Origin of the sequence: Bacillus sp. WMMC1349, from assembly GCF_013155385.1 — a bacterium.
Lineage (GTDB): Bacteria > Bacillota > Bacilli > Bacillales > Bacillaceae > Bacillus.
In genome coordinates this window covers 308,127-326,370 of the sequence record NZ_JABJUQ010000007.1, presented here as the reverse complement: position 1 = coordinate 326,370, position 18,244 = coordinate 308,127, and the positions used below count along the sequence as shown (strand labels likewise).

Sequence of the window (18,244 nt, the reverse complement as noted above, 5' to 3'; positions counted from 1 at the left end):
CTCCCGATTTTCCTGTTTTTTTAACTATAGCACAAGTGATATTCATATTTCATGTCATCCCATCTTTGCGAATGTCACCGAGCATAAAAAAACATCAACCAGACAAAATAACAATGAAGTTAGAGGAGTTGAAGCGATGAAACAACAAGCAGAAAAAGGAGACTTAAAATGGTGGCAGCTATCATTAATTGGTATCGGCTGCACAATCGGTACAGGTTTTTTTCTTGGGTCAAGCATTGCTATTAAGAAGAGCGGTTTTTCTGTATTAGCAGCTTTTCTATTGGCGGCTTTAGGGACATACCTTGTTTTTCAGCAATTGGCAAAACTGACAGCTGACCACCCTGCTGAGGGTTCTTTTTGTTCCTATGCTAGAGAAGCATTTGGCAACTGGGCGGGCTTTAGCAATGGCTGGGTTTACTGGGCATCAGAAATGCTCATTATCGGCAGTCAACTAACAGCCATTTCGCTTTTTACACGCCATTGGTTTACAGAGATCCCGCTTTGGGTATTTGCCTCTATTTATGCCATCCTTGGCTTGATCATTATTTTCACCGGGCGCTCTAGCTTTGAAAAAACAGAAAACATTCTAGCCGTCCTCAAAACGTCGGCTATTTTCATGTTTATCATCATTGCTATTTTAGCTATATCAGGTGTTCTCCATGGAAAAACACCTGATGTTCAGTTTCCAGACGAACTGCATGAACTGTTTCCGTTTGGATTCATGGGGTTGTGGACTGGCTTAATTTATACATTTTTTGCCTATGGTGGTATTGAAGTCATGGGTTTAATGGCCATTCATTTAAAAGATCCGAAAGAATCGCCAAAATCAGGAAGCCTAATGCTCATCACTTTAGCTGTTTTGTACATGATTTCAATCGGGCTTGCATTGTTGCTTGTACCAATTGATTCCTTTACAGAACAAAACAGTCCATTTATCACATCATTGAAACAATTTAATCTCCACCTTGTGATGGACATTTTTAACGGAATATTTATTATTGCTGGATTTTCAACGCTGACCGCATCTTTATTTGCTGTCACAACACTGATGGGTACAATGGCAAAAAACGGTGATGCTCCAGCATGTTTAGCAAAAAAACAACATAAAAAAGTATCCTGGCCTGCACTAGGGTTAACAGTACTCGTTCTTTCCATCTCAATCATTTTGTCAATCCTGCTTCCAAAACAGCTTTATGAACATATGACAACGGCAGCTAGCATTATGCTGCTATACAATTGGGTGTTTATTTTGTTATCAAGTAAAAAACTCACTAAACCAAAATTAAAAGGAAATGTACAAATTTTCACGGCTCTTACACTGATTTTATTTGCCGTTTCCGGTACATTATTTGAAAAAAACAGCAGACCGGGTTTTTTTATTAGCCTTCTCTTCTTGGCGATCATCGCTGTTGTGACATTGATGATGAGAAAAAAATGGACAAACACAGGAAAAGAACAGCCTTAATCATTGAGTAATCGAGCCAGTTCCTGGATTCCCTGATAACCGAAATAACAGCCAAAAACAATTAATGAAAAACCAGCAATCCATGTGATCACCTGAATGATTCGAGGACTTACAAACGTTCTGAATGTCCCTGCAATTACAGACATGGCTAAATCCCACAAAAAAAGCCCAATTAAGATTCCTGAACTGCATAATAACAACTGATATGAAGCATATGACTCAATCGTTTTTGCTAAAATACTTCCGTAAATACCGAGCCAGAACATGATACTAAGAGGGTTTGAAAGAGAAATAAACAGTCCAGAAAAGAAAGATTTGCTGTAAGTTTCTTTCTCTTTCGCCTTTCTCATTAGCGACATTTTTTTGGCCTTACATACACTTTCAATTCCTGTGTATGTTAAAACAAAGAAGCCAAACAACCACAAAAATGTTTTTAGAAATGGTGCCATTATAAACTGAGCTACTCCAAAATATATGAGTACCATATAAATAACATCAGCTGCAACAGCTCCTAAACCAAACAACCACGCATGAAAAAAACCGCCCTTCATTCCTCTGTCGATTTGAGCCGCATTTACCGGACCGACGGGAGCGGCTAATGACAAACCTAAAAATACATAACTAAAAAAAATATGGAACAAAATCCGCATCCCCCTTTGTGCGTAACTTGTACAATGTATTCAACAACAGAACAGGATAGTACAAATTGATAGAGGAGCGGGGATCATGGAAACTTTTCGTGACAATCAACCCGCCAAGCGTTATAATTTCGAAAATTAAAAAAAGAATTTACTGAGGAGGAGCGAGTTTGACAAGCACATTCATTTATATGGTAAGACACGGAGAGTCCCCAAAAAAAGGTGATGAAAGAACAAGAGGATTAACTGAAAAAGGTGTTTTAGATGCTGAACGCATAACATCTATATTAAAAAATGAAGAAATTGATGTTGTTGTTTCAAGCCCATACATACGTTCGATTTTAACTGTTGAAAAAATAGCTGAACACATCGGACAAAAAGTTTTAGTATTTGAAGACTTAAAAGAGCGAGTATTTTCCGCTCATCACAATCGATTATCTGATACTGAATTGAATCCACTGTTAGAAAAGTCATTTTCAGAACCAAATTACGCTTTTGAGGGTGGAGAATCAAATGCAGATTGCCAAAATAGAGCTATAAAAGTTTTAAATGAGCTTATGACTGCTTTTAGGGGAAAGAGATTAGTAATAGGTACTCACGGAGCTGTTATGACTTTGATAATGGGGTATTTTGATAAAAATTACGACTTGAAATTTTTACATCGTACATCTAAACCTGACATTTACAAAATGGAATTCAAAGAACATGAATTAGTAAATGTTCAAAGGCTATGGGCGAATTAAAATAAGAAAGGACATTACATATTATAAATACGTAATGTCCTTTATTTATAACCTTATCCAAAGTGCGGTCTTAAAATGTCTTTTAATACTGATGCACTATGTTTGAACTGTTCTTTTTCTTTATCATTCAGTTCAAGCTCAACGACTTTGCTGACACCGTTACGACCAACAAATGCCGGAACACCGATGTAAATATCTTCTTCACCGAACTCGCCATCAAGATAAGCACTTACAGTTAAAATGGCTTTTTCATTGCGGTAAATAGCTTTTGTAATCCGAGCCAAACTCATCGCTACACCATAGTATGTTGCGCCTTTTTTCTCAATGATATGGTAAGCAGCATTTTTTACATCATCAAATAATTTGTCTAGATCTTCAACTTTGTAATTCGGATTGGTTTTCAAAAGCTTGCTGATCGGAACTTGTCCGATGTTTGCATGACTCCAAACTGGCAATTCTGTATCTCCATGTTCACCAATAATGTAGCCATGAACATTATGAGCAGCAGAATCAAAGTACTCACTAAGCAAGTAGCGGAAACGTGCAGTATCAAGAGTTGTACCGCTTCCGATCACACGTTCTTTTGGAAGTCCACTGAATTTCCAAGTCGCATAAGTTAAGATGTCTACTGGGTTTGTAGCAACTAAGAAAATACCATCAAAACCGCTTGCCATAACTTCGCCGATGATTCCTTTAAAAATCTTAAGGTTTTTTTCTACTAAGTCAAGACGAGTTTCGCCCGGTTTTTGGTTAGCCCCTGCGCAAACACAAACAACATCTGCATCTTTACAATCTTCATATGTACCAAAGAATGTTTTTACTGGGTGTGGAGCAAATGCTTTCCCATGGTTTAAATCCATTACGTCGCCTATAGCTTTATCTTTATTTAAATCAATAATTACAAGTTCGTCTGTAATCCCTTGATTGATTAGCGTAAACGCGTAACTGCTTCCAACAAAACCCGCACCAATTAATACTGTGCGATTAACCTTCTGGTTTCTCATATTTCATCCATCCTTTACCAATTGTTAGTTTGAACTTAGATGTTTGTGAACTCAATCACAATATATTGTCTGGTATTTTGCGTTCTTTTTCAAGGTCATATACTGTTTAGTTTTGTCTATTTTATGTCAAGATTCCGTTCTCACTTAAGTTCTCCTTGTTTATTCCTTTTTATTCACCGTTCACCAAAAATGGCTTCAAACCTTGATAAATAAAGAAAACGCTTTCTTTTATTTTACCCCAAGTTTAATTACCTCTTTTTGGTATCATAACATATTTTTAAAAAAAGTCCATTATTTTGTCGTTTTTGTGAACTAGTTGCAGATTTTTCTTAGCTGGCAGACATGACATCATGACATGTTTCAGTCAGTTGGTTAGGTTTGTTTAGTGGTAAATGTCATACACTTCTATAAAAACAAAAACAGGAGTAGGAATCACTTCGACTTCGGATCTTGCTTTTTTTGATACCTTTTCCACATCGCTTCAAGTGTGAAAACAACAATTGCAACAACAATCAAAACGATTGTTGTCACAAAAGGAGAAGTGTTTTCTTTAACATTCACCATCATGATTGCGCCTAAAGCTCCAAATATGAAACTTAAAAGTACTTTCATAAAATTTCAAACCCTTCTACATGTTCGCTTCATTTAAATTAAATCACATCCTAAGAATAATTTGTTCTTTGATTGCAAATTGGTTCAATTGACTTTATTTTAGAAAGCCGTAGTTTTCCGATTTTTTTGATCTCTCCAACCAATGTCAGATGAGAAGAATCAGTTTCTTCTGATGAATTTGGTGTTTTTTTCTCCGTTAGTAAACCTGACAAACTGACTGTCAATCTGCTTGAATTTTGTCATGATCGTTTTAAGAATAAAACGATGGGAGTGTTGCAATTGAAGTTAGCAGAACTAAGGAAGAATGGACACGCACCTTCTTTATTAGCATCTTTTTTATATTTTGATGTCAGCTTTATGATTTGGGTCTTATTAGGGGCACTTAGTGTATATTTAACAGCAGATTTTCATTTGTCAGCTTCACAGATTGGTCTGATTGTGGCGATTCCTCCTTTGGCAGGTTCCATTTTCCGCATTGTTTTAGGGATTTTAACAGATCGTTTCGGACCAAAGAAGACGGCTATTGGCGGAATGGTGGTCACAATGATTCCCCTTATCTGGGGTTGGCAGTTTGGATCTTACACTTCTGAACTTTATTATATCGGTATTTTACTAGGGGTAGCAGGGGCGAGCTTTTCGGCATCTCTGCCAATGGCAAGCCGTTGGTATCCTCCTCATTTACAAGGTCTTGTTATGGGTATCGCCGGTGCAGGGAATAGCGGTACATTGCTCGCGACATTGTTTGGACCACGGATTGCAGAACATGTAGGTTGGAATGGTGTCATGGGGTTAGCACTTATTCCATTAATACTTGTGTTGATCAGCTATTTCTTCATGGCAAAAGAACCGCCAAACCAGCCTAAACCTAAGGCAATTAAAACGTATTTTAGCGTCTTTAAAGAAAAAGATACTTGGTATTTTTGTCTTCTTTATAGTGTAACTTTCGGCGGTTTTGTCGGTCTGTCAAACTTTTTAAATTATTTTTTTGCTTCACAGTATTCTGTTCCGCCTATAAGAGCAGGTGAGTTTGTAACACTTGTCGTTGCATCAGGAAGTTGCCTTCGTCCTGTCGGTGGATTGATTGCTGATAAAATCGGCGGTGTCCGTCTCCTGCAATTTCTCTTCATCGGTGTCGCTCTTTGTATGCTCCTTGTCAGCACACTACCATCTCTTAATATTGTCATAGCGGCTTTATTTGTCGGAATGGGCTGTCTTGGCATGGGGAATGGCGCGATATTCCAACTTGTACCTCAGCGTTTTCAAAAAGAAATTGGAATGGTTACAGGCATTATCGGTGCTGCTGGAGGAATTGGCGGGTTCTTTTTGCCAAATATTCTTGGAACCTTAAAGCAAATCACAGGTCATTATACGAGTGGTTTTCTTAGTTTTTCCTTTATCACTTTTTTAGCGTTTGGACTGCTGTTACTCGCTCAAGCCGGTTGGAAAAAACAATGGCAAAGTGAAAGACACACTGCATAATTATGCTGTGTGTCTTTCCTCTATATAACTCACACCTCCAGTTTTTTTGTTTGAAGCTGTCTGATTTTCTTTTCTTCTGCTAAAGCAACAATGAGTAATTGCGGACCAAATATGAGAGCTCCTAAGGCAAATAAGGAACTATTAATCATCATTTCACTCGTTCCGTAACGATACCCTAGTACAGCTACTGCAGTTAAAACTAAACAAAAAGCTGCTACAATTGCCCTTCTTCCTTTTAATAAGTCAGAGACATACCCCCATGTTAAGCTCGCGACCAGTGCCCCCATTTCAAAATAAAAGATTGTATTGGCAGCACTTTCGGTACTGAAATTCAAATGTTCTGTAACGTACAATGGAGCCCAGTTGTCTATTCCTATACGTACAACATAAACAAACACGTTTGCGATACATAAAGTCCAGATCCAAGGGTTTTTTAAGACATATTGCTTAAATATTTGCCACTTAGACATTGATTCAGATTCAATATTTTCTTGTTCAATCGGTTTTCACTGCGATTCCATCCCAATTCTTCGGGATCGTCTTTACCAAAGAACAAACCAGTGCATCCGATGATTAAAGCGATAACCGCCGGAAATATAAACATGCCTGCAACATGTCCATTAAAAAATACATTCGCCCCCCATAAAGCTAATATTCCAGCAATTGCTCCCCCCACGTTGTGGGAAGTGTTCCACTTCGAGGTGTCCATCTTGTAATTGTTGAATAAGATGCAGGTCCTCCTGGAGATTGGAACAGACCGCTTAATCCCCAAAACACCATGATCACACCCATCGGAGAGCCGCCGGTACTAATGGCCAACCTGAAAATTTTAAAAATTAAATATAAAAAATGAAGTAGGTAATTGGAAGTCAAAGGTCAAATGCAATACGCGAATGGTAATTTATAAATACAAATTTTTTTATCTGGTTGCACAAACTATTTCATATGATTTCAAACAAAAAATTGAATAAATTAAATATAAACTGTATACTGTTAATGACAGTATGCTGTTATTAACAGCGAGAGGGGAATAAAATTGAAAAAATTTAAATCAGGACGTCACACTGCTGCGTTTATACTCCTTTTTTTAGCGGAATCACCGAATTATGGAGGACAACTTCTCAAAATGTGTGAAGAAAGACTTTATGCGAACACTATCGATAGTGCAATCTTGTATCGAATGTTAAACAAATTAGAAAAAGAAGGAGCAATCAGCTCTTATTGGGAGACAGTTGAAGAGGGACAGCCAAGAAAATGGTATAAGCTTAATGCTTTAGGTCGAGCGCAGCTGTCGGAGTTTTACGACGATATTGTTAAAAGGCAAAGGAACTTTGATTTGTTTTTAATTCACTATAAACAATTAATGGAGGATGAACAGTGATCATTGGTATTGTTTTATATAGTATTTCTCTTATTGGCTTGCTTGTGTCGTTTAAGAAGAGTAAAGAAAATACCTATGTATCTTTGAAAAAAGCATGGAACACCTTTCAAAAGCTTTTACCAGAGATTTTGTTTATTATGCTTTTAGTTGGTGTTTCCCTATCTGTTTTAACTCCAGAGCTCATATCAAAGCTTCTAGGTCAACAATCAGGCTTTTTAGGTGTCATTATTGCTATGATCATCGGTTCTCTCGCCCTTATTCCAAGCTTTGTTGTCTTTCCATTAGGTGAAACATTGCTAAACAATGGAGCTGGTCTTACACAAGTGGCCATGTTTGTGGCTGCTTTAATGAGTGTGGGTCTTGTGTCATTACCAATGGAGCGTAAAATGTTTGGTCCTATGTTTGCTTATGCGAGAAATGGCGCAGCACTTGTGATGTGTATTCTATTTACTGTAATTATATGGATGGTGTATTAATATGAAATGGATTGAACAATACCGATTGTTTCTTATCATGGTTTTTGTAACATTAGGGTTATTTTTCTTAAATAATAGTAAGGGATTAAAGGCCATAACGATAACTGGAAATAGTATTCTCGATATGCTTTCACTTCTACCACCTATTTTAATTTTAATAGGTTTGTTAGATACGTGGGTTCCAAAAGAGACAATGATGAAGTATGTTGGTAAAGGCTCCGGATTTCGTGGACCAATGATCGCTTTATTACTAGGTGGTGTCGCAGCAGGACCGTTATATGTGGCTTTTCCGATTGCAGCGATTTTAATGAAAAACGGAGCTCTATTACGAAATGTTGTATTCTTTTTAGGGGTTTGGACTGTTGCAAAGCTTCCAATTGTTATCTATGAATCGGTTTCACTAGGTTTTTTGTTCACGATTATACACGTTAGCTTTGGCTTATTGTTTTTTTATGTGGCGGGTATTTGGATGGAAACGAAGCAACAAAAAGAAGTTACAATTGAGCAAAATTTATCAGTGTAGTTTATAAGTCGTGTAGACTCCATTACTGAGGGGAAATTGTCGGTTTTAGTACAGGACCGAACAAAGATGCATTGCTTGTCTATCGGGACTTAGCTTCCTTCAATCAAGCTCTTTCATACGGATCGTGGAAATGAATTTAAAAATAAATTATTGATGATGCTTTAAAGACATTCAAGATTCAACGATCCCTAAGTATGAAAAGGATGCCCCTATGCCAATGCCGTAGCGGAAGCAACATTCAAAATCATCAAGACAGAGTTTGTCAAAGGCAGGCTTTTTGATAGTTTAGAGGAAGTAACAAAGGAACTACACGACTATGTGCACTGGTTCAACATTTAAGTCCAGTGGAATACAAACTTATACACCTTAAGAAAACTGTCTAGTTTAGTGCTGACAATCCAACACTCACCTAATCGATTCGATACTAATTTTTGCGTTATTTACCAACTAACTTGGTTTATGGTGTCATCAGAGTTTAGTTCTTTTTCGTCTTTATTTTCATCTAATGAAGTGGTATTGGTTAAAGATGATGAAGTATCTTGATTGGTTAGTACTTGTTTGCTCATGATATACAGATTACAGCCAATACAAACGAAATAGGAGTTATTATTTTTCCCTTACGACTGACTTTTTTAATTGAGAGAAAGATAGCTCCTAAAATTAAACCTAAAACCGAAAAAATTGTTAAGAAGCCATAATAACCCCCCCATTTGCTGAGAACGCACATTTACATTTTAAGCTGATCATCGTCTAACATAAGAGTCATTTTTGTTTTTAACACAAATGACTACAAAGGAGTTGGCCAGCCTGCTAGTTAAAACATAAAAAGACCGAATCCATATTGGATCCGATCTCATGAGACCAATGATTCGGCTTTGGTCATAAATTAGTTTATTTTGTAGAGTGATATCATCAGCACACAAGCTAGGATAACACCAAAAATAATACCCAGGATAGACCACAAAGTCATCTTCAGATTTCTACTCATGTTGTTCATTGATCTCCTTTAGCATTTTCTAACTATTTTTCTATTCAAACAGTTTAACCATTCAATGCGATTTTTTTCATATTGTCTTGTAATTCCAAAATTCGTTTTGATCCCTCTTCACGAAGGCGTTTGTTTTCTTCTTCAATCTGTTTTGTCTCCTGCATGCCTTTGACAATCGTGTTCCAAGACTGCTCAATTGTTTCAATATCAATGCTTGGTCTGCCTGCCATTCTGGCAATCTCAACAGATTGATTAGAAATGTTTTCCGCATTACGTTTTAACATTTCGTTTGTACGGCGATCAAGCTCACTCATTGAATCAGCAACAAGTTTTTGACGTTTAGCTGTAACAGCTTGAATAATACCGTTTTTGAAAATCGGAATTGTAATAATAAAAGCAGAGTTGATTTTTCCGATTAGTTTTGTATTCCCTCGTTGAAGCAAGCGAATTTGTGGTGCGGTTTGAATCGCGACCATTCTTGCCATATCCAAATCATAAACACGTTCTTCCAATGCCTGAATGCCGTTTCTAAGCGTATCAAGCTCCATTTGTGCCATTTGGTTGCCGCTCGCTGCTTTCGCTTCATATTCTGGTATAAGCCGCTGTAACTCATCTATTTTGACTTGTCCAGCAACAATATATTTTTCCAGCTGAACATAGTAGTTGAGATTATTTTCATACATTTCCTCAAGGGTGACTGTTGATCTCGTCATTTCATCTTTATACTTTGAGATTTCAACATTAATTTTTTCAATTTCACCGCCAAGTGTTTGATATTTTTTGAAAATTTTCTCAACGAGATTATGTCCGCGTTTAAAAATTTTGGACAACAGACCTTTTTGTTCTTCAAAATCATTTTTATCAAAACGATCCATGATTTTCCCAAGCTGTGTCAACATCGCCCCAGAATCCGTTACACTGTTCGTTCTCATCATGGAAAGAATACGGTCAGAGAACTTGGAAATTTCAAGTGCAGGCTCCTTTCCAAATTCTAAAAGTGCCACTTGGTTTTTCACATCAATCTGGCGAGCGAGATTTTGCACCTCAGGTTCCTGCCGGAGTTGGGCACGAATGTCCTCCGCTTTTTCAACCGTGATTTCTTCCTCTTTATTGATATTGATGATACCCGTTTCATTTGCCATTTAGATGGCCCCCTTTATTAAAAAATTTTGTTCATGAGCTTTCGGACAAGGGAAGGCTCTTTAAATTCCTGATTGAAAGACATCTCATCAAGCCAGTGTATATCAAACTGCTGATCATCAATATAATGATCAATACACTTATGTCCTGGAGGATTATAGATGATAATATCAATTCCAATCTCATTTAATAATAATAAAGCGACCGCATCAGAGCGCGATAATGCACCTGTTTGTTCAGTGTGATAAAGAACGAGTTTTGGCACAGTTTGGGAATAGTCAAAGGTTTGAATCACGTTTAAAAGTTCTGATGGCATATTGACAGCATGTGTAAACAAATACAGCTTTACATCTGCCTCTGTTTCGCTTTTTAATGCCAATAGTTTTGGGTGTTTGCACATTCGTGACACCGCTTGGGCAATGCTACACTGAACCCCTTCTGGCAAATGTTTATAACACCAAATATTACTTTCCATTAAGCGGCTGGGATTAACCTCACCTGTCTGATCCAGAGCATGACTGTAATGAAATTGGTAATTAGATTTGACTTCCTTAGTAAACGGGAATTGGCGTATTGTATAAGTCTCTTTATACTCTGTCAATGTTTGCAAACGATCCCAGTACTCTTTTTCATTGGAGGAGATCCCCATAACCATTGCAAATAAATTTGGGATTTCCACCGTTGTTTTGGTTGCCTGAAAACTTGGTCGAATAAAGGCACGTTCTTTTGCAATTAAAAACAGTTCATCATAAGTCGTTTTCAGTGTGACTGACACCGGTGTGTGCTCTCTGAATTGCCATGGTTTAAACATGAGAGAGTCTTCATTATGAAGCACAGTGTCTAGTTCCTTTGTTGAGCGATAAGCAACTGTTGATTTGCGTTGCGGTTTTTCTGTAGGAAAAGGCTCTATTGCCGATGTTACCGGATAATTGTATACAAAAGTAAAGCTTTGATTTGGATCGATTTCTTGAAATTGATCGTTTCCTTCCGGATGAAAAATCAGGACATCACAACCGACAAGTATTAAATAATATAAAAAATAGAGCTGACTTTTTGTCGCTTCCCCATACCAGATCACACGCGGCATTTGTTGTTCAATATCAGTTACTGAAAGCCATGGTTCAAGGTGATTTCCCATCCATTTCACAAGATCTAAGAGAACCCGGCGAAAGTCAGGGTCTTGAAAACCATTTTGATGAAAAGACTGAAATGTTTGAAGCACTTCCATAAAAGCTTTTCTTAAATGACGATGCATCGCTGGATTGGTATGCCTGGCGATGAGTTGTTCACCATCAAGAAAAGCAACAAACCGATTAACGGACAGTCCTTTTTCTTTTTGATTAATCATATGAATTTGCTGTATAGCCTGAAATTTCTTCGGATCGATGGTTTTGTTAAGTGTTTCACTTAATATGTGAAAACCCTTTGACTCATACAGTTCATGCAAATAAATATAGTAATCTGTTTCATCATGCGGCGTTCCGAGAATTCGCCCCACGACTCGACTTATCGTCAATCGTTCAGCACCTTCATGAGGGGTTCTTTCTGGAAGCGATTTATAGATCATCTGTTTCCATTCATCATCTTGAATTTGCATGGTTTGAATGTTTAATTGATCACTCATAGCGCTCATTTGTCCCCCCTTTCTGATTCCGGCGACCGAATACGGCACACATGCCTGCTCTAGTTACTGCATAAGTTGTACCAAACTTTCTAATCGTTCCTTTAGGAAAATCGTGAACTCGTTTGCGAAGCGTTGATGAATCAATGCCCCATTCTTCACAAGCTTGCTGGGAACTAAGAATTTCCCGGCTGCTAAGATTAATTACTTTCACCATGACTGATCATCCTAAAATATGGTTTGATTTTTCTTTAACTTTAGGAACACAGAGGTTAACAATATAATCTGTTATATCGTCCGCCGCTTTCATGCCTGAGTGAGTTGTCGCATTGAGATTTTGATCATATTTCAGCACTTCACCATGCAGCGGTGAGATCCCTTTATCTGCATGAGTAATTAAAGAATAATCCAACAATGAATCTCCTGCAGTGTAAATTTGATCAAGTTTAAGCACCTGTTTCAAATAGTCAACTGCTTGCCATTTATGAAGTGGTTTCGGAATAAAATAGAGCTTCCTTCCTTGTAAAGATGCTTGCCATCCTCTGTCAGCAGCCCATGCTTGCAGATCAAAATGACTGACCTCGCGAACACCTTCATCTCTTAAAATTAAATAGACAAAGTAATCATGCGCTGTTCGTGTTCGTTCTGCTAAACGCGATTCAGGAAGCTCTGCAATTTCCGCCAACATATCTCGGATCGGCATACACGATTGAAGCTGTTTTTCAATAAAATTTGACCAGTCAGCAAGCGGCTGACCATTCTTCAAAATACAAGCGCCATTTGTTGTAATCGCATATTCAGGAATGACCTCTTCCTGAAAAAAAGTAATTCTATTGTATTGCTCTGTCGTTCGGGTCGTAACGGGAATAAAATACATCTCTTGATGAATCTTACGGAGATTTTGCTTCGTTTTCTCTGAAATGAAGGAAATCTCTTTGCCATCAAGGGTTTCAATGAGCTGATAACCATCATCAGCACCGTAAGCCTCAATCATTTTTTTGGAATAAATCAACGTTCTGTCCAAGTCACTCGCGAATGCTTTCATTTGTCCCTCCCGACCGACCGTATCAGTCCACAGCAACTATAAGACATATTTGTATACTTCTCAACCGGAACACCTCTGTCTTCAGCAAGAAGTAAAATATGTTTCAGCTTTTCTTCTGAACCAGGCTGGATTAAGATCTTCCAAGGAACCCTACGCAAAAGAACCCTTGTTGTTTCGCCAACTCCAGGCTTAATGAAATGCGTGTTGTCAATGTCAAAGTCTTTTTGGATATTTGAAACCGAACTCAAACCTCGCCAATCTGGCTCTTCCTTACTTTCCAGAAATTCGGACGCTATCTCTGTCGCTTTTTTTTCAATGGTATTAAATTCAGCAGTAATCGTATCGACATAAAGATTTGAGACATCTTCGGCTAACAAGTCTCTATAAAACTTCGCACCATGAAAATCGTCTGTACCGATCCATTGTTCATTTAAAACCGTTCGGCTGACCAAACCTGATACGGTAGAATTTAAACATGCGCTCGGAATCAGAAAGTCTTCTCTCGTTCCAAATAAATCAGAACAATAACCAGGATCAGCAAGTACTGCCAGCTCAGCAGACAACTTTGTCCCATATGTATCGTTAAAACGGTCTACAGCACACGTTAATTCCTTCGTAATCGCGCCTTTCCCCGTCCACCCGTCTACAAATGTAACGGAATGATCTGGGTGCTGTTGAATGATATAGCGGATGGCGTTTTCGTCAATTCCTCTGTCACGAATAATCGAGATACTGTAATGAGGAAGTGTCTTGTTATATTTAAACTCAATATAACGTTTAATCAGAACACCAATCGGTGTCCCTGCCCGCGCTAAACTACAAAGCACTGTATGAAATCCCCGCTTTTGAACGATTTGTTCTGCAACAATCCCGACAGCTTCAGCTACTTTTTGTTTACTCTCTTCCAATGAAGCATAAAACAGCTTCATATATTCATCAGTTGGTTTATATTCTACAGGCAGCATTTCGGAATAATGCGTCCCACTTTGAATCAAGTTCTCTCTTTCCTGTGTACTCTTTTCTATTGAAAAACCTGACAAGTCTTTCAATAAAAAGGTCACATCAGATTCAGGGTAACTCCCCATTTTTACAACGATTCCAGCCATGAACATCACTTCCTCTAAGAAAATGTCACAATTGTAACTTGTTCTATTTTTCTATCACTGCAGATTTTTAAAAATGGCTGCAAAGATTTATCTGTAACGGATTTTTCCACAAATAAAAACACTTCGTCATAGCCTTGTTCCGGCAGGTTATAAATAAAATGTTTAACATTCTGATTTTCCGGATTAGGGAAAGAATAACCATTCTTGACAGCGTATTGCGCTCTGTCAACCGGGTGAATCGGACTCCTTGTCGTTGATTGATAGAAAACATTGCCGCCCATATAAGCCGCAATTTTCATAGGGAGATACATAAATTCGCCTGTCCCTAAACATAAAATGCGCTTTCCTTTTCGCAAGGAATTCAAATGACGCCCTGCCTTCTGACAAGCAAGTTCAATCGTTTTTTTATCATGATCATCAATCCCAAAACGGCCTGTCTCTTTTACAAACTCCTTCTGATTAGAAAGTTTTGTGAAGTACTCACTAAGGTCGATTTGACGAATGGAACTGTTCAATACTGTTTCCGCCGGCTCATAATGATATGATGTATGGTCAAGTGTTTGCCCTGTAAAAGTCACAGTTCCCGATAACAACGCGGTTGTCGAAATCGTGACACCGAGCTCATCTTCCACTTTCTGAAAAGCTTTTTTATGATCAAGAGACCGCCAGTCTAATAAAGAAAGAACTGCATATTCTTTCCGTGGATATTTTTGTTGGATGTCTCTAATGATGTTCAACACTGTTTTACCAGTTGTGATTTCATCATCTACAAGAATAATAGGTCTATCTTCAGTCAGTACCTCTTCATCTGTGTAACAGCGCTGATCAACGGCATGAGAATGTTCTTCTTCAAAGGTTAAAACTGGATTCACATTTTCCGGTGATTCTCTTGTTGTATGAATATATGTTGCACCTTCCAACATATCAAACACCCCATGACCAAGAGCAGTTGCTGTTTCTGCAAAACCGATCACAATTGGAGGCTTAGGAAGATTGAAGCGTTGTTTCTTGAGAAGAGTATAGGCATTTTCTATGCTTTCAACATCCTCAGCTAAAAAACCGGCTACCACTTTAGATTTTTCATCACCTGCTATACCGTTCGTTCTTTCGGCATATTCGATGGCTAAAAGTCCTGATGCAAGTAACGGTTTTAACGGATTTACGGGAATGTGTTTGCCAAGGACCTTGCTGACGAACAAAAATCCCCGCTTTTTATTTACTCTTGCTGCCATCTCAAAAAGCTTCTTCGGCGGTATAGAAAGCGGATTGTCATCAATCGATAAGTCAACTTCCATATGATCCAAGATTTGAAAGTGGTTTTTCTTTTGCTGTGAGTATGTCAATGTAGCTCCGGTTTTCATGATACACCCCAAATATTTCTGACTTAAACAATATTTTATTTGCCCAACTGAAGTGCGGCTTGACTTCATTCATTTTATTAGAAAAAGAACTTTTCATGACACCCCGGGTGCCATCAGCACTTTCAACAATACTTAAAGCATCCAAATAGTCTTCAATTGAAATGACATGCAAACTTTGAACCGTTTTTAAATGGCTCGGATGAATGACAGTCTTACCATGAATACCATTTGCAAGGTCGAGAAGTGTTTCCTTAACCAACCCATTTGTATACTGGTTGAATGCTTCGGTTCCCGTCTCCCAATATGGGGCTTGACTCGGTAAAGAGATCACAGAGTTATCAAAGTATTCCCATACAGGTCCGGAGATCACGAATTGCAACCCAAAATAATTGATGATGTCTTTCATAAAATCAGCGATTACCATAATATCATAAATTGATGTTTGTGGTTTTCTTCTTAATCCATAAAGACCGCATAAATCTGTAGCACCAATTCTAATGTTTAAAATGACATCCTGGTAAAAAACAAGCGTTGATTTTAATTCCTGTAATGCCTTTGTTCTGGTTTCCATCGCCAGTAAATCAGGTGTTTCAAAAATTGGCATTCCATATAAAGTGATGCCTGCTTCTTTTGACAATACAGATAACGTGTCCAAATAACGTTCGGCATTAAATGTTGAAAACTTCGGAAACACAAATCCGGTAAACAAGTGAAGCGCCCGCCCTAATTTATTACCTAATTCAAACATTTGCTCAGGCTCCCGAACCCTAATAAACATCAGTGGCAGATCATCTTCACTAATGTTTCGCAATTGATGGGCTTGGTAGATGATTTCAGCTTGCTGAACAAGATTGTTTTCAGCTTGAAGAACTTCACAGTCTCCAATCGAATCTTCTAGACAGAAAACAACCGAGCAAAGTTCAGGATACTTCTGCTTTATCATCATATCGGCAATATCCTTACGGTTTCCCGGAATGTAAAGCGTGGCCCCCAATGCATACTCAAGTATGTGTTTCGGAGAATCCTTTGTTATTGCACCTGGTTGTTTGAAAAAGATATCTTCTTTTTGAGAGTCGGATAAAAAATTAAAGTATTGCAATTCGGTCACCTTCTTCTAAATAGGGAAACTTTGGCTGTCCTCTGTTTATTTCAAAAGGGATGGAGCAGATCAGCACCACCCCTTCATTTTTAAACTCAATCTTCTTTTGAAGCAGCCGTTTGTTCTTTGATCGCTTTTTGCTTGTTGAAATAGTGAATCACAAATGTAGCTGCAAAAGCAATGAGCAAAATGGCAAAAAATACGCTGTGCGGCAACTCAAAACCCCAGACACTTGCAGCCATCTTAACCGCGATAATTCCGATTAACACAAATGCTGTCGCTTCCAGTTCAGGCACCTTATCAATCAGCGTCAAGAATAATTTGGCAACCGTCCTCATCATCAGGATACCAAGCATTCCGCCAATCAAAAGCACCCAGACTTTTTCAGACACCGCAAACGCTGCAAGGATACTATCAACTGAAAAAGCAAGGTCCATTAATTCTACAGAAATGACAGTTGCCCAGAACACACCGAAAATGCGAACCATCCAGCTGTCTTTTTTTATTTCATTTGCTCCATCATCACCCTCACCGATGAAGAAGTGTTTAATGACAAGCCATGCCAAATACGCTGCACCGAGCAGCTTGATCCACCAAAATTTAATTAAGATCATACCGAGCCCGATAAAGAGAAATCTAAAGAAATAGGCCCCAATCAAACCGTAAGTCAGCGCCTTTTTACGCTGTTTTTCCGGAAGATGCTTAACCATTACAGCCAGTACCAGAGCATTGTCCGCTGATAAAAGACCTTCAAGCACAACAAGCGAACCGATCAGACCCCAGGAAACGGGATCTGTTAAAACCTCTGCCCACATCTCCAAATCAAAGAATGAGGCGTAAATTGACATCATATGATGAAATAATTCCACTTTTTGTTACCTCCTATTAATGAAAAGCAAGACTGAATCACACTTGTGATTCAGTCAAAACACTAGACTTGCAGACCGTAATTACGGCAAAGTGACGCCAATCCTCCAGAAAACCCGCTCCCAATTGCGTTGAATTTCCAATCTGATCCTTGACGATATAATTCACACACAACAACCGCCGTTTCAATTGAAAAATCTTCGCCTAAATCAAAACGCAGCAACTCTTCATTTGTCGATTCATTGACCAAGCGGACAAAAGCGTTTGATACTTGTCCAAAGTTTTGACTGCGACTTTCTGCATCATGAATGGTGACAGTAATCCCAATTTTCTCAACTTGAGCAGGAATTTTCGAAAAGTCGACAATGATCTGCTCATCATCGCCTTCCCCTTCACCTGTACGATTGTCGCCTGTATGAATAACAGACCCACTCGGATGCTCTAGATTATTGTAAAAAACAAAATCTTCATCATTTACACATTTATTGTTTCCATCGACAAGAAAAGCGGAAGCATCCAAGTCAAAATCTGCTCCGCCAGTGTATTTATTTGTATCCCAGCCTAATCCGATCAGCCCTTTGATTAAACCTGGATTTGTTTTCGTTAAGTCAATTCTTTGCCCTTTAGATAATTGAATCGTCATTAATCAAACCTCCCCAATCATTTCAGGGCCACATAAAGCAGCCGTCCAGTGAT

17 protein-coding genes and 3 pseudogenes are annotated in these 18,244 nt (G+C 38.3%); 7 read left to right on the top strand and 13 right to left on the bottom strand.

All coding sequences use genetic code 11. The features are described from left to right. Nucleotides 1-136: 136 nt before the first annotated feature. Entirely contained in the window at nt 137-1,465 is a 1,329-nt protein-coding gene (locus HOO54_RS04200; protein WP_172292852.1) for an amino acid permease, read from the top strand. Here the strand turns inward: HOO54_RS04200 and HOO54_RS04195 are convergent. Next, nucleotides 1,462-2,106, bottom strand: a complete 645-nt coding sequence (locus HOO54_RS04195; RefSeq protein WP_253907610.1) for a LysE family translocator — start codon at nt 2,104-2,106, stop codon at nt 1,462-1,464. The genes HOO54_RS04200 and HOO54_RS04195 overlap by 4 nt on opposite strands. A gap of 188 nt (nt 2,107-2,294) precedes the next feature. Here HOO54_RS04195 and HOO54_RS04190 point away from each other — a divergent pair, with 188 nt between their 5' ends. Then, nucleotides 2,295-2,846, top strand: a complete 552-nt coding sequence (locus tag HOO54_RS04190) for a histidine phosphatase family protein (protein ID WP_172299330.1) — start codon at nt 2,295-2,297, stop codon at nt 2,844-2,846. Between the two features lie 53 nt (nt 2,847-2,899). Here the strand turns inward: HOO54_RS04190 and HOO54_RS04185 are convergent, their stop codons facing one another. Next, on the bottom strand, nt 2,900-3,850 hold the full coding sequence (locus HOO54_RS04185) for an L-lactate dehydrogenase (protein WP_172292848.1): 951 nt from the start codon (nt 3,848-3,850) through the stop codon (nt 2,900-2,902). A gap of 432 nt (nt 3,851-4,282) precedes the next feature. Beyond that, nucleotides 4,283-4,462: a hypothetical protein gene (locus tag HOO54_RS04180; RefSeq protein WP_172292291.1), complete on the bottom strand. Its 180-nt coding sequence runs from the start codon at nt 4,460-4,462 to the stop codon at nt 4,283-4,285. A 279-nt stretch (nt 4,463-4,741) separates the two neighbouring features. Between HOO54_RS04180 and HOO54_RS04175 the strand changes: the two genes are divergently transcribed. Continuing rightward, on the top strand, nt 4,742-5,941 hold the full coding sequence (locus HOO54_RS04175) for a nitrate/nitrite transporter (protein WP_172292846.1): 1,200 nt from the start codon (nt 4,742-4,744) through the stop codon (nt 5,939-5,941). A gap of 89 nt (nt 5,942-6,030) precedes the next feature. Here the strand turns inward: HOO54_RS04175 and HOO54_RS04170 are convergent. Continuing rightward, nucleotides 6,031-6,751: pseudogene (locus HOO54_RS04170) on the bottom strand (MFS transporter); the annotation flags it as partial. Between the two features lie 226 nt (nt 6,752-6,977). Between HOO54_RS04170 and HOO54_RS04165 the strand changes: the two are divergent. The 4 genes and pseudogenes from HOO54_RS04165 to HOO54_RS24065 form a co-directional block, all read left to right on the top strand. After that, nucleotides 6,978-7,322 carry a PadR family transcriptional regulator gene (locus tag HOO54_RS04165; RefSeq protein ID WP_172292844.1) on the top strand — a complete coding sequence of 115 codons (345 nt, stop codon included), beginning with the start codon at nt 6,978-6,980 and terminating at the stop codon, nt 7,320-7,322. Then, entirely contained in the window at nt 7,319-7,798 is a 480-nt protein-coding gene (locus tag HOO54_RS04160; RefSeq protein WP_172292842.1) for a hypothetical protein, read from the top strand. The genes HOO54_RS04165 and HOO54_RS04160 overlap by 4 nt, the downstream gene beginning before the upstream one ends. A gap of 1 nt (nt 7,799) precedes the next feature. Next, nucleotides 7,800-8,321 (top strand): permease, encoded by a 522-nt coding sequence (locus HOO54_RS04155; RefSeq protein WP_172292840.1) that lies wholly within the window; start codon nt 7,800-7,802, stop codon nt 8,319-8,321. Between the two features lie 32 nt (nt 8,322-8,353). Next, nucleotides 8,354-8,704, top strand: a pseudogene (locus HOO54_RS24065) (IS3 family transposase); the annotation flags it as partial. A 658-nt stretch (nt 8,705-9,362) separates the two neighbouring features. On the opposite strand, the gene HOO54_RS04145 reads toward HOO54_RS24065, so the two are convergent. From HOO54_RS04145 to HOO54_RS04105, 9 genes and pseudogenes are all read right to left on the bottom strand, one after another. Then, nucleotides 9,363-10,451 carry a toxic anion resistance protein gene (locus HOO54_RS04145; RefSeq protein ID WP_172292838.1) on the bottom strand — a complete coding sequence of 363 codons (1,089 nt, stop codon included), beginning with the start codon at nt 10,449-10,451 and terminating at the stop codon, nt 9,363-9,365. 17 nt (nt 10,452-10,468) lie between these two features. Next, nucleotides 10,469-12,073, bottom strand: a complete 1,605-nt coding sequence (locus HOO54_RS04140; protein WP_172299326.1) for a YceG family protein — start codon at nt 12,071-12,073, stop codon at nt 10,469-10,471. Next, a pseudogene (locus tag HOO54_RS04135) lies at nt 12,066-12,275 on the bottom strand (helix-turn-helix domain-containing protein); the annotation flags it as partial. The gene HOO54_RS04140 and the pseudogene HOO54_RS04135, both read right to left, overlap by 8 nt. Nucleotides 12,276-12,293: 18 nt before the next feature. Further along, nucleotides 12,294-13,115 (bottom strand): HAD family hydrolase, encoded by an 822-nt coding sequence (locus HOO54_RS04130; protein ID WP_172292834.1) that lies wholly within the window; start codon nt 13,113-13,115, stop codon nt 12,294-12,296. Continuing rightward, nucleotides 13,112-14,221 carry a cysteine protease StiP family protein gene (locus HOO54_RS04125; RefSeq protein WP_172292832.1) on the bottom strand — a complete coding sequence of 370 codons (1,110 nt, stop codon included), beginning with the start codon at nt 14,219-14,221 and terminating at the stop codon, nt 13,112-13,114. Before HOO54_RS04125 ends, HOO54_RS04130 begins: the two co-directional genes overlap by 4 nt. A 14-nt stretch (nt 14,222-14,235) precedes the next feature. Beyond that, the gene (locus tag HOO54_RS04120) at nt 14,236-15,516 is read right to left on the bottom strand and encodes a phosphoribosyltransferase family protein (protein WP_172299324.1); all 1,281 of its coding nucleotides are present in this window, start codon (nt 15,514-15,516) and stop codon (nt 14,236-14,238) included. Next, nucleotides 15,506-16,681 carry an HpcH/HpaI aldolase/citrate lyase family protein gene (locus HOO54_RS04115; protein ID WP_172292830.1) on the bottom strand — a complete coding sequence of 392 codons (1,176 nt, stop codon included), beginning with the start codon at nt 16,679-16,681 and terminating at the stop codon, nt 15,506-15,508. Before HOO54_RS04115 ends, HOO54_RS04120 begins: the two co-directional genes overlap by 11 nt. A 95-nt stretch (nt 16,682-16,776) precedes the next feature. Further along, the gene (locus HOO54_RS04110) at nt 16,777-17,532 is read right to left on the bottom strand and encodes a TerC family protein (RefSeq protein WP_216664826.1); all 756 of its coding nucleotides are present in this window, start codon (nt 17,530-17,532) and stop codon (nt 16,777-16,779) included. 80 nt (nt 17,533-17,612) lie between these two features. After that, a complete protein-coding gene (locus HOO54_RS04105) occupies nt 17,613-18,191 on the bottom strand; it encodes a TerD family protein (RefSeq protein WP_172292826.1) in 579 nt (192 codons plus the stop codon). Nucleotides 18,192-18,244: the final 53 nt, after the last annotated feature.